This is a genomic window from Paenibacillus sp. tmac-D7 (assembly GCF_006519665.1).
Taxonomy (GTDB): domain Bacteria; phylum Bacillota; class Bacilli; order Paenibacillales; family NBRC-103111; genus Paenibacillus_G; species Paenibacillus_G validus.
Genome location: NZ_VIDW01000024.1, coordinates 1 through 12,145 on the forward strand (window position 1 = coordinate 1; position 12,145 = coordinate 12,145).

A 12,145-nucleotide genomic window follows, 5' to 3' on the forward strand; every position below is an offset into this window, starting at 1 on the left:
CGCTTCGGCTTCTCGCCCTTGGCCGGCTCGGCATCGGTGCCGAACGCCTGCTTCGCGGCCGGCCGCTGTACCCGCACCTTGTTGACGATCGACAAGGTGAATTTCTTGACGTTCTGCATGAACGTCTCGTCGGAAGCCGCACCGCGCGCAATCTCGTTCAGCCGCCGCTCCCAGTGGCCGGTCATCTCCGGCGAAGTGAGCAGCTCGACGCCGGCCCCGCGGATCAACTCGACGGCCATACGGCCCTTGGTCGTAATTTCGATGCGCTTGCCCTGCATGACGACATAGCCGACCTGCTTCAGCCGCTCAATGATCGCGGCCCGCGTGGCCGGCGTGCCGAGGCCGGAATCTTTCATCGCGTCGCGAAGCTCCTCGTCCTCAATCTGCTTCCCGGCGCTTTCCATCGCTTTCAGCAGCGTGCCTTCCGTATAAGCTTTGGGGGGCTGGGTTTCTTTCTCCTTGGCAATGGCGTTCACGCAGTGTACGCCCTGCGTTCGGTCCAAGTTGAACGGAGTTGTCACTTCCTCTTCCGCCGCTTTCTCGTCATCGTCCTCCTTCTCGGATTTACCGCGGGATTTGGCCGTTGTCTTTTCCTTTTTCTGATCGGCGTACAGGACTTTCCATCCCAAGGAAATCAGCTGTTTCACCGTCGTTTTGAACTTTTCCCGCTCTACTTCCGTGAGCACCGTATGCACCTTATATTCGGCAGCAGGATAAAAATGAGCTAAAAAGCGCCTTACAATCAAATCGTATACTTTAGCCTCATCCGGCGCCAACCCTTTCGCCGTGCGGAGGGTTGGCAGGATGGCGTGATGATCCTCGACTTTGGCCGGATTGCAAACCGCTTTATTGTTTTTGTGCACCAGCTGCGGATTGGCCGCTTCAACAAACGAACGATAGTCCGTTCCGCGCAGCTGCTGAAGCGCCTTGTGCATTTCCGGGATGTTTGACTCGGTCACATAATTGGATGTCGTTCTCGGGTAGCTGATGACCTTATGTTTTTCGTAAAGCGCCTGCGCCACATCCAGCGTTTTCTTGGCCGAAAATCCGAACTTGGCATTCGCTTCCCGCTGCAGAAGGGTCAAATCGTACAGCTTAAACGGGTATTCCTTCGTGTCCTTGACTTCATACGACTGGATCGTGCCCGCTTTGCCTTTTACCTTGTTGACGAGCGCTCCGGCTTTCTCCGGGTCCGTTAGCCGATCCCCCTGCCACAGACCCCGGTATTCCGCAGCCCCTTGCTGAAAATAAGCCTCTACGTCATAAAAGGTATGGGAGCTGAACGCTTCGATTTCCTTCTGGCGATCATACAGCAGCGCCAAGACGGGCGTTTGCACGCGTCCAACGGATAACAGCACCTGATGCTTGGTCGTGAACGCGCGCGATCCGTTCATACCGATCAGCCAATCCGCTTCGCTGCGGGCTCTTGCCGCTTTCGTTAAATTGTCGTACTCCACCCCTTCTTTCAATTCAGCAAAGCCTTTCCTGATCGTTTCAGGGGTCAAATCCGAGATCCACAACCGTTTGACCGGGTGTTTCAATTTTAAATACCGCTGGATGAGGGAGAAAATGTGCTGCCCTTCCCGCCCTGCATCGCATGCGTTGATCAACAAATTGCTTCGCTTGGCCAAGTCCCCGATGACCTTGAGCTGATCCTTTGTTTTGAGATTGGGCAGCAGTTTAAACTGTTCGGGAATGATCGGCAAGTCGTGGATGTTCCACTTCTTATATTTTTCATCATACGCATCCGGTTCGGCCAAACCGACCAAGTGGCCGATCGCCCAAGTAATAATGTATTGTTCACCTTCGAGATAAGACCTGTGATTCTTCGCTTTCGGATCGATCGCGGCGGCAATATTGCGACCCATATCCGGTTTTTCGGCAATGATAAGAGTTTTCAAACCTTGTACGCGCCTCCGTATCCAGAGAACTTTCTTTGCCAATCGTAACGAATAATCGAAGCTTTGTAAACCCGCTGCCGGTAATCCGGCATGCTTCTCGGCCAGGTTTCCCACGCTTGCTTGAAGCGTTCGCGAAGCTGAAAAAGGACACCTTCCCCCTTCTAGAAGAAAGGGAAACGTGTCCTTTGGAGCAACGGGGATTGCAGTCGCACGCCTTGCGTCTTGACGGTTGCCGAACGGGAGACCGCTACTTTTCCGAGCCGGACAGGATCATTTCGAGTTGTTCGGATGAGGCATTCGGCAGTTCATCCTTCAACTTGCTCCAGTTCGACTGCATCTCAGCGTCGGTCAGCAGGCACCGGTCGAGTCCTTCGGTTAGTACGGCCTTGTCCATGTTTATGCCGATCAGCACAAGCTTGGTGATCCGGTCGCCGTATACCGGGTCCCAATCCAGCTTGAGCTCGGGCTCTTCGGCCAAGGTCGCCTCCCTTTCCGCTGCCGGAAGGGCGGCAACCCACAAGCCCGCCGGTCCGATTTGAATCGAGGGGCCGGCTTGGCTTAAATTTTGGGCAACCGCGTTTCGGGTAGCCAGCCACAAAATACCCTTCGCGCGGACAACCTCCTCCGGCCAATCGGCCATCCATGCCGTCAGACGTTCCGTATGGAAGGGTCTGCGCCGTTCGTATACGAAAGAAGATATACCGTACTCCTCCGTCTCCGGCGTATGATGGGCGTTCTGCAGCTCCTGCATCCACCCGGCCGACGTACTGGCTTTCTCGAAATTAAACCGTCCGGTATTCAAAATCTCCTTCGGTTCGACCTTCCCGTGAGACGTGCGAACAATCGATGCCCGAGGCTGAAGTTTACGCAGCACCTGCTCCAATTCATTCAATTCGTCCTCCTGGACGAGATCGCATTTGTTCAACAGCAGCACGTCGCAAAACTCAATCTGGCTGATGAGCAAATCTACGACATCACGCGTATCGTCTTCGCCCACGGCCTGCTGCCGCTCCAGCAGCGTCTCGCCGGACGAGAAATCGTGCCAGAACCGGTAAGCGTCAACGACGGTGACCATGGTATCGAGGCGGCAATAGGTAGACAGATCGATGCCGTGCTCTTCATCGATATACGTGAAGGTTTGCGCGACGGGAACCGGTTCGCCTACGCCGGTCGATTCAATAAGGATGTAATCGAATCGGCCATCCTTCGCCAGCCGCTCTACCTCGCGCAGCAAGTCCTCCCGCAGTGTACAGCATATACAGCCGTTAGACATCTCGACCAGCTTTTCTTCCGTGCGGGATAAGCCCCCTCCCTCTTTGATCAGCTCTGCGTCGATATTCACCTCGCTGAGGTCGTTGACGATGACGGCCACCTTCAAGCCTTGGCGATTGTTCAACACATGGTTCAACACGGTCGTTTTGCCCGCTCCTAAATACCCGCTCAACACTGTGACCGGCAGCAGCTTTTCCTTTGAGACGATATGCGCTTCTTGCATGGGACACACTCTCCTTTATTTGGACTACACAAGTAAAACAGTTAGTTAATTATACGTAATATTTACGTATATTGAGCATAAAATAAACTCCAACCCTGGATTTATTCGTAATTATTACTATCTAAATACATTCTATCTGATTTCGCCCCCTTTGTAAATAGTATTAATTACGATTAAATAATTGGTGCCTCCCCTCGCTGCATCCCATCATTTGACATGCAACCAAAAGGTGTCATATAATACATAACGAAACCAAATGGTTTCTTATCGATAAGAGCACAAGCGAACAAACAACCCATTCCGGTATTGGAGGAATTCTCATGGAAAACGACCGTTCACAATCACTGCCCGACATTCGCCAGACGCTGGTGCTGAACGCCCCGATTCGCAAGGTGTGGGACGCCGTTGCTACATCCGAAGGTATTGCGGCCTGGTTCATGCCGAATGATTTTCAGCCTGTAGCCGGCTTTGAGTTTCACTTGGAGGCGGGTCCGTTCGGCAAGTCACCCTGCAAAGTAACGGAAATCGATCCTCCGAACAAGCTCTCCTTCCGATGGGGAGCGGACTGGACGCTGACTTTCGAATTGATCGACCTGGACGGCAAAACGGAGTTTACGCTGATCCATTCCGGCTGGGATGCCGACAAAGTCACTGAATTCGGGGAAACGCACACGCTGGTGCGCGATCGCATGAACAATGGCTGGGCCGGACTTCAGCAGTCGCTGCGCAAGTATGTAGAGGCCTAAGATGGCGGCTCCATCCGCGAAAAACGACGTCTTTCAAGCGATCGCCGATCCTACCCGCCGCAAGCTGCTGAAATTGCTTGTCGACCAGGAAATGCCTGTCACCGTCATCAGCGGACACTTTCCGATAAGCCGGACAGCCGTTTCGAAGCATCTTCGCATTCTGGCCGACGCAGGTCTTGTCAAGGATAGGAAAGTCGGGCGAGAGACGCGATACCGGCTTGAACCGGAACCGCTCCTCGAATTGAAGCGATGGCTCGCTTATTACGAGCGCTTTTGGGAAAACAAGCTGTCCACGCTCAAGCGTTTCGTAGAGTCCGGCGATTCGGAGGGGACGGGCCTGTATGGCCCGCTGGAAGTGATCGATCGAAACAGCAAGGACTCCGGGAAGTAAGTGCATGACATGAACCCTTTGCTAGTAACAAAAACGGCCTTGAGCGTGATGCTCAAGGCCTTGTTATTGTCTCCGCCGCCAGTTACGCTTCCGGCCGAATCATGTTCTCCGGCCGTACGACCTCGTCGAACCGCTCAGCCGTCAAGTAGCCGCTGCGCACCGCCGCTTCCTTCAGGGTCAGCCCTTCCCGATGGGCAGTCTTGGCGATCGACGCCGCCTTCTCGTAGCCGATATGCGGATTAAGCGCCGTCACCAGCATAAGCGACTGCTCCAGATGGCGCGTAATGACCGCGCGGTTCGGTTCGATGCCGACGGCGCAATGCTCGTTGAACGAATTCATCGCGTCGGCGAGCAGGCGGACCGACTGCAGGAAATTGTGAATGATGACCGGCTTGAACACGTTTAATTCAAAATTTCCTTGACTTGCCGCAAAGCCGATTACGGCGTCGTTGCCCATCACCTGGCAGGCAACCATCGTCATCGCTTCACTCTGTGTCGGGTTCACCTTGCCGGGCATGATTGAGCTGCCCGGCTCGTTCTCCGGGATCGTCAGTTCGCCGATGCCGCTGCGCGGACCGCTGGCCAGCCAGCGGACGTCGTTGGCGATTTTCATTAAATCGGCCGCCAAAGCCTTCAACGCCCCGTGCGTATACACGATCTGATCGTGGCTCGTCAGCCCGTGAAACTTGTTGTCGGCGCTGACGAACGGCAATCCGGTTTCGCGGGCGATCTCCGCAGCGGTCGTCTCCCCGAACGCCGGATGCGCATTCAGTCCGGTGCCGACCGCCGTGCCTCCGATCGCCAGCTCGTACATCGACTCGAGACTTTGCCGAATCATACGTTCGGTTTTGTCCAGCATCGCCCACCAGCCGCTGATTTCCTGGCCGAGCGTTAGCGGGGTCGCATCCTGCAAGTGCGTCCGGCCGATTTTCACAATGTCCGCGAACGCTTCGGACTTTTGTTTCAGCGTCGCCTTCAGCGCGTCCAGTGCCGGAAACAGCCGGCGATGCAGCGCCAGCACACCGGCGATATGCATCGCCGTCGGGAACGTATCGTTCGAGCTTTGCGAGCGGTTGACGTCGTCGTTCGGATGGATGCGCACGTCCGCGCCCCGGCGCTCCAATTGCTCGTTGGCCAGCCGCGCGATCACTTCGTTGGCGTTCATGTTCGACTGCGTACCGCTGCCGGTTTGCCATACAACGAGCGGGAAATGATCGTCCCATCGCCCTTCCTCCACCTCGCCGGCCGCCTGCACGATCGCCTCGGCTTTAACCGCTTCCAGCTTGTTTAGCTTCAGGTTCGCTTGCGCCGCCGTTTTTTTCAGCAGTCCGAACGCATGAACGACCTCGAGCGGCATTCTCTCTGTGCCGATTTTGAAATTTTCGCGGCTGCGCTGCGTTTGCGCACCCCACAGCTTATCCGCGGGCACTTGAATTTCACCCATCGTATCCTTCTCGATCCGGTATTCCATTACGGCTAGTCCTCCTTTTTTTACCATCGTCCATCCGTTTAGTTTATCGTAAGAACGACTGTTTTATCCTTGCGGCGATTCGGGTGATTTCATTCGACTACGGGCATACTACGTGTTGCGTGAAAGGAGGGATCAGTATGCGCGATGACTTGAAAGGAACAACCGGGGAGTTTGTAGCGAAGCTCCACGATACACAAGCCAAAGACGAGAAAAACCGCGAGCACCAAGGGAAGGGCGATCCGGAGAAAATGCTGGCATCCAAGAAACACCTCAACGGAGGCTGACTCCCGGAATGGCAACGGCAGCCTGACGTTCGGCCCTCGAGGCCGGCGGCGGGCTGTTTATCTTTTCTTTTATACCGGAATTTGCCATTCTCTGATTCTATAATAATAGGTTGCCGCTTCAGCCGCAATAACCGGATTCAACGCCGGTTGCCGACCTTCCTGCTTTATGTTATAATCGACCTCCTGTTGTCAGTTATTGGGATCTCATTAAACGGGAGGTATGAAGATGGAAACCGCTTTGCACCAGGCTTATCAAGAGGAACTTGCTCATTTGGAGCAAACGATCCGCGAGATGGAAGATCATCTTGCAAGGCTCGAAGCCGTTCCCCGTTACACCGGTCAAGATGTGTCGGAGCAGGTCCTGGAATCGATCCGCGAGACGAAACGCCGCAACCTCGCGCAAGCGACCCCCGAACCTTATTTCGGCCGGCTCGACTTTCAGGAAGAAGGCAAGCCCGAACCTACGCCCATGTATATCGGTAAATTCGGCGTAGAGAAAGCCGATTCGCCCGAGCTGCTCGTGATCGATTGGCGGGCGCCGGCCGCCAGCTTGTTCTACTCGTTCACCGGCGGGCGTGACGCCGCCAGCTACGAGTCGCCGGACGGCACCGTGGCGGGGCTCGTCTATTTGAAACGAAATCTCGTCATCCGCAAGCAGATTTTGCAACGGGTGGTCGATACCTTCGACCGCGAATCGGATGCGATGGCCGTGACGGACGAATTTCTGCTGTACCGGCTCGGGGAAAACAAGGACAATAAGCTGCGCGATATCGTGTCGACCATACAAGCGGAACAGGACGCGATCATCCGGGCGGGCAAGAACGACGCACTCGTCATCCAAGGCGTCGCAGGGAGCGGCAAGACGACCGTCGCGCTGCACCGTTTAGCGTTCCTCCTCTACCAATACCGCGATCAAGTGAAAGCGGAGAAAATGATTATTTTTGCGCCGAACCGGATGTTCCTCGATTATATTTCCGGCGTGCTGCCCGAGCTCGGCGTCGGCCATATCCAACAAACGACGTTTACCGACTGGGCGCTGGAACTGCTGGAGGACGAAGTTTCGCTCGCCGATTCGGGCGAACGGTTGAATCGATGGTTTCAGGTCGGTGCGGACCGACCCGCCGCCGATGATACCGCTCCGGGACGTTTCAAGGGCTCGATTCGTTACATGCACTGGATCGACAGCATGCTGAAGGCGTATGAAGCGCAGGCGGTTCCGACGGAACCGTTCTCACCGTGGGAAGGCAAGAAGCTGCCTGCCGCGATCGTAAAGCAATGGTACGATGTAGAGAACAAGCACGAGCCGTTGATGAAGCGACGCGAACGCGTACTTGCCCGTATGAAGCGCTGGGCCGAGATGGAGCTGGACAAAGTATGGGAAGTTCACCTTCGGAAGGAATATAAGAAGAAATTAACGACGCGGCTGCGTGAATATGGCAAACGTTGGACGGCTTACTCCCCGTTTGCGTTCTATAAGGAGTTGGTTCAGCCCGAAGCGGAAGCCGCGGCTTTTGTCCGGGCGGGATCGGACGGCTTGGCGATTCCCGAACCGATACGCGAGCAAACCCGCCTGCTGGCGAAAAAAAAGCGGGTGCAGCCCGAAGATTTGGCGCCTCTTCTCTACATCCGCGAGCGATTCCATGGCATTCCCGGCAACCACCGGTTCGATCATACGGTAATCGACGAAGCGCAGGACTTCTCGCCGTTTCAAGTCGCGCTGCTGTCCCATCATACGAAGAACGGGTCGTTTACGATCTTGGGCGATTTGTCGCAAGGCATCCATGCCTACCAAGGCATTCATCGCTGGGAGGAGCTGCTGGACTTGTTTGCGCCGGAGCAGCGCGGATTTTTCACCCTCAACCGCAGCTACCGGTCGACGACGGAAATCATTCAGTTCGCGAACAGCGTGCTTCAGCGAGCGCCCGAAGAGCCTCCGGCCCTCGCTGTACCTGTGTTTCGCAGCGGCGACGAGGTCGAGCTGGAGCAGGTTCCGGGAGCGGCGCTGGTGCCGCGGCTGGTCGAGGAGATTGCCCGGTTTCGGGCAAAGCAAGAGGCAGGCACGCTGGCCATCTTGACGCGTACCGAGTGCGGCAGCACGGTGCTTCACGAAGCGCTGCTGCAAGCGGGCTGCGGACAGGTGCATCGTATCAGCGCCGGTCAGCAGCATTACGAAGGCGGCGTGTCCGTCCTTCCGGTTTATATGGCCAAGGGCTTGGAGTTCGATACGGTGCTGATCGTCGACGTCGATCCCGTCCACTATGAGCGAACGACGTGGGATGCCAAGCTGCTCTATGTCGGCTGCACGCGCGCTCTGCATGAGCTGAAACTGTTCTACGAAACGGAACCGTCGCCGCTTGCATTCGGGTAGCATGAACGCCATGACTGCGTTACAGGATGGATCGACATCCTTCAGGCATAGCCGGAAGCCTCCGTATCGGCGGCAAAAAAACATAGAGGAACGATGATTCCTTACTCGGAGCATGCGGGGACTGCGGCAAACCATAACGGACAGGGGGTGCTTTATTGGTCTTTTGAGAGTATAGCGGTACCCATTTCGATCAAATTGCGCATCGCTGTTCTGCTATGGTTACGATAAAGACGTAAAGGGAGCCAGCAGCACACCCTCTTACCCTTACACGCCGCCGTTCACCGGCCTTTCTTCACGGCCCTTCCAATCCTGAACCCCGTTGTCCTCAATGATCCCGAGCGTCACGTCGGTAATGTCGGACTCGGCCAGCAGCTTGTCGCGCACGCGGAACTTAATGTCATCCGCATCCGCAAGCGTAAGCCCCTTCCGCAGCTCGATGTACCCTTCGACGTGATACGCGCGCCCTTCTTGAATAATGCGCAGCTTGTTGATATCCGTCACATCCGGGCTGTCCAGAATCATCCGGGCGATCTTCGATTCCACTTCAACCGGCGCCGCGACGCCAGTACGCTGCCCACGAAGACGAAGCCTTGGTTTACGGCGTCCGCAACCGAGTGCATGGCCGATGCAAACATTGCACCGCTTCCACTGAGCGCTGCGGCGACGCCTTTCAGAATCGCAATCGCCGCGTTGCCTAATGCGGCCACAGCCGAAGACGTATTTCCTTTTTTGACCCACTTCCAAAAGCTGCTCATAACACACCTCCAGATGCCGAAGTACATCGGACTCATCCAACTAACCGTTTCAATCCTTATTATTCCCGAAAATAGGCCAAAAAAGGCTCTATTCCGTTTTAAACATGAAATAGCCAGTCTGAACCGGGCTCTATTCAACCCGTATTCAACGGATATCTTGTGTGCATCTGAGGATAGCGGAAATCCACTTATGATATGATTAGGGTATCATTCATGAACAAAGGAGGCGTCAAGAGTATGGGAAGAACTGTCCGGTTTGGAGAGACCGAATTTACTTTAAATCTCACGGGACTGCACTGTTTCTTCGCTCTCAAACAAAAAGTAACCATTCCCTATTCGACGATCAAAAGCGTATTTGTGGATGATTTCGATGCCCCCAGATGGATGCTTAGAATGCCTGGCACTTCCATATCGCCGCTTCATATTTACGAGGGGAGCTTCAAGCATGCGGACAAGTGGTACTTTCTCTCTTACGAGAGCCGTCAGTCCCTTGTCATTATTGAATTGGAAGGACACAACAAGTACGCCTATGTCATTTTTCAACACGAAAATCCTACAGAAGTGGCCGCCGAGCTGCGAAGACGCGTAAGAAATTTGCAAATGGGCGACTAAGCCGGGGGTTCAATAAAAAAATAACCTTACCCCGTACAAACGGAGCAAGGTTATCGGTTTTAGGCAAACTACTCATATATTTTCACAAGTAAGGCGCCGAGCTTTTCCATGGCTTCGGCCTCTTGTTCGCCGTCGATTTCAAGCACCACCTGATCGCCGGCCGCGATGCCGAGGGTCAGCATACTGATCGAGCTTTTTCCATTCGCTTTTTTATCTTTGTTGATCACGTTGATTTTACAAGGAAAGGCGCTTGCGGTTTGTACGAATTCCTTGGAAGGACGCACATGGAACCCTGTCGGGTTGATAACGGTAAATGTTTGACTGATCATGTTTGATTACCTCGTTCCTTTAAATTTAGAGGGTCGCTGCGCTGTGCGCCTTTGGCCGGGACAAGCGCTCACGCACCAATTGTTTGACTTCCTGCTGGCTGCGAAGCGTCAGCGCCTGCTCGGCCAGCCCCTCCCACTCGCGTTGAGATAACGTGCCGATCAATGCCCGGCTCGGCAAGATCGAGCTCGCACTCATGCTGAACTCGTGCAGGCCGAGACCGAGCAGCAGCGGAATCGCCGTTTCGTCGCCGGCCATTTCGCCGCACATGCCGACCCATTTGCCTTCGCGCCGGGCGGCGCGGATAACCGTCTGCACGAGCCGCAGCACCGTCGGGTGGCATGGCTGGTACAAGTACGAGACCGTTTCGTTCATCCGGTCGGCCGCCATCATGTATTGGATCAAATCGTTCGTGCCGATGCTGAAAAAATCAACCTCGCTGGCGAAAATATCGGCACCGATCGCGGCAGCCGGCACCTCGATCATCATCCCGACCTCGATGCGCTCCGCTACGACCTCCCCTTCCCGCAGCAGCTTCTCTTTCTCTTCCTGCAGCAGCCGTTTGGCTTCAAGCAGCTCATCAAGTACGGAAATCATCGGAAACATGATTTTCAACTGCCCGTGACGGCTGGCGCGCAGCAGCGCGCGCAGCTGCGTACGGAATAAATCCTCGCGGCTCAGGCACAAGCGGAGCGCCCGCAGTCCGAGGAACGGATTGCTTTCCTTCGGCAGGCTCATGTAAGGAAGTTCCTTGTCGCCGCCAATGTCGAGCGTCCGGATGACGACGGGCTTTCCTTCCATTTTCTCAAGCACGTGCTTGTAGCTGTTATACTGCTCTTCCTCGGTCGGCAACGACGTTCTGCCCATATATAGAAATTCCGTACGGAAAAGGCCGATGGCTTCCGCCCCGTTCTCGAGCGCCTTCGCCACATCTTCCACACTGCCGATATTTGCCGCCAATTCGACCCGGTGTCCGTCAGCGGATTCGGTTGGTCGATCCTTCAATCGCGCCAGCTCGGCCTTGCGCCGCTCATACTGCGCCTGCTTCTCCCGATAGTCTGCCAGCTCGGCATCGCTTGGATTGACCACAATACGGCCCTCCAATGCATCCAGAACTACCGTATCCCCCGCCTGAATGGCATGGACGCCCGCGCCTGCCCCGACAATGGCCGGTACATCGAGCGACCGGGCCATAATGGCCGAGTGCGACGTGCGGCTGCCGATTTCGGTGACAAAGCCGCGAACGATTTCCAAATTTAATTGCGCCGTATCCGAAGGCGTCAAGTCCTCAGCCACGATAATGCACGCTTCCAGCAAGCTGGAAACGGTCGTGTGCGACACGCCCCGCAGATGATTGATCACGCGTCCGGCCACATCCTGCAGATCGACTGCGCGGCCGCGCAGCAATTCGTTATCGAGCGACAGCAGCGCCTCGATGAACGATTGTGACACTTCATAGAGCGCGTACTCCGCATCGACCGCTTGTTCGGCGATCTGCTCGGCGGCTGCATCGATCAGCTCCGGATCTTCCAGCAGCAGCAGATGCCCTTCGAAAATTTCCGCTTTATCGGGGCCCAGCCTTTCTTCCGTTGATTGCCTGATGGCTTCCAGCTCCCGTTTGGCCTCCGCTACCGCCTTCCGGAACCGTTCCGTCTCCGCCGGAACATCATCGATGCTGCGGCGCTGAGGAACATACTTCTCGGCTTGCAGCGGCACGGCCTTCGCAATGGCGAAACCCGGGGAAGCGGCAATTCCAGTAAGTACATGGGACATCACTCAATCCCTCCTTATGCTT

At 55.5% G+C, this 12,145-nt stretch carries 10 protein-coding genes and 1 pseudogene; 5 read left to right on the plus strand and 6 right to left on the minus strand.

Features of this window, described 5'->3' with window-relative positions; translation table 11 throughout:
• Both FKP33_RS16660 and FKP33_RS16665 read right to left on the minus strand, forming a co-directional pair.
• On the minus strand, nucleotides 1–1,901 hold a 1,901-nt coding region (locus tag FKP33_RS16660), incomplete at its 3' end, for a DNA topoisomerase 3 (RefSeq protein ID WP_141335813.1).
• Nucleotides 1,902–2,148: 247 nt separating this feature from the next.
• On the minus strand, nucleotides 2,149–3,396 hold the full coding sequence (locus tag FKP33_RS16665; RefSeq protein WP_127605809.1) for a GTP-binding protein: 1,248 nt from the start codon (nucleotides 3,394–3,396) through the stop codon (nucleotides 2,149–2,151).
• 320 nt (nucleotides 3,397–3,716) lie between these two features.
• On the opposite strand from FKP33_RS16665, the gene FKP33_RS16670 reads away from it, so the two are divergent.
• Entirely contained in the window at nucleotides 3,717–4,142 is a 426-nt protein-coding gene (locus FKP33_RS16670; protein WP_141335814.1) for an SRPBCC family protein, read from the plus strand.
• Between the two features lies 1 nt (nucleotide 4,143).
• Nucleotides 4,144–4,533 carry an ArsR/SmtB family transcription factor gene (locus FKP33_RS16675; protein WP_054799406.1) on the plus strand — a complete coding sequence of 130 codons (390 nt, stop codon included), beginning with the start codon at nucleotides 4,144–4,146 and terminating at the stop codon, nucleotides 4,531–4,533.
• 82 nt (nucleotides 4,534–4,615) lie between these two features.
• Here the strand turns inward: FKP33_RS16675 and fumC are convergent, their stop codons facing one another.
• Nucleotides 4,616–6,004 carry a class II fumarate hydratase gene (fumC, locus tag FKP33_RS16680; protein WP_141335815.1) on the minus strand — a complete coding sequence of 463 codons (1,389 nt, stop codon included), beginning with the start codon at nucleotides 6,002–6,004 and terminating at the stop codon, nucleotides 4,616–4,618.
• Nucleotides 6,005–6,141: 137 nt separating this feature from the next.
• Here fumC and FKP33_RS16685 point away from each other — a divergent pair, with 137 nt between their 5' ends.
• Nucleotides 6,142–6,288 (plus strand): DUF4023 domain-containing protein, encoded by a 147-nt coding sequence (locus FKP33_RS16685; RefSeq protein WP_127605805.1) that lies wholly within the window; start codon nucleotides 6,142–6,144, stop codon nucleotides 6,286–6,288.
• Nucleotides 6,289–6,514: 226 nt separating this feature from the next.
• On the plus strand, nucleotides 6,515–8,656 hold the full coding sequence (locus FKP33_RS16690) for a HelD family protein (RefSeq protein ID WP_127605803.1): 2,142 nt from the start codon (nucleotides 6,515–6,517) through the stop codon (nucleotides 8,654–8,656).
• 264 nt (nucleotides 8,657–8,920) lie between these two features.
• Here FKP33_RS16690 and FKP33_RS16695 read toward each other — a convergent pair.
• A pseudogene (locus FKP33_RS16695) lies at nucleotides 8,921–9,411 on the minus strand (cation efflux transmembrane domain-containing protein).
• Nucleotides 9,412–9,648: 237 nt separating this feature from the next.
• Here FKP33_RS16695 and FKP33_RS16700 point away from each other — a divergent pair.
• Nucleotides 9,649–10,023 carry a hypothetical protein gene (locus tag FKP33_RS16700; RefSeq protein ID WP_127605801.1) on the plus strand — a complete coding sequence of 125 codons (375 nt, stop codon included), beginning with the start codon at nucleotides 9,649–9,651 and terminating at the stop codon, nucleotides 10,021–10,023.
• A gap of 68 nt (nucleotides 10,024–10,091) precedes the next feature.
• Here the strand turns inward: FKP33_RS16700 and FKP33_RS16705 are convergent, their stop codons facing one another.
• Complete coding sequence (locus tag FKP33_RS16705; protein ID WP_127605799.1) at nucleotides 10,092–10,352, minus strand: HPr family phosphocarrier protein; 261 nt, start codon at nucleotides 10,350–10,352, stop codon at nucleotides 10,092–10,094.
• A gap of 25 nt (nucleotides 10,353–10,377) precedes the next feature.
• The gene (gene ptsP / locus FKP33_RS16710) at nucleotides 10,378–12,123 is read right to left on the minus strand and encodes a phosphoenolpyruvate--protein phosphotransferase (protein ID WP_127605797.1); all 1,746 of its coding nucleotides are present in this window, start codon (nucleotides 12,121–12,123) and stop codon (nucleotides 10,378–10,380) included.
• Between the last annotated feature and the right edge of the window lie 22 nt (nucleotides 12,124–12,145).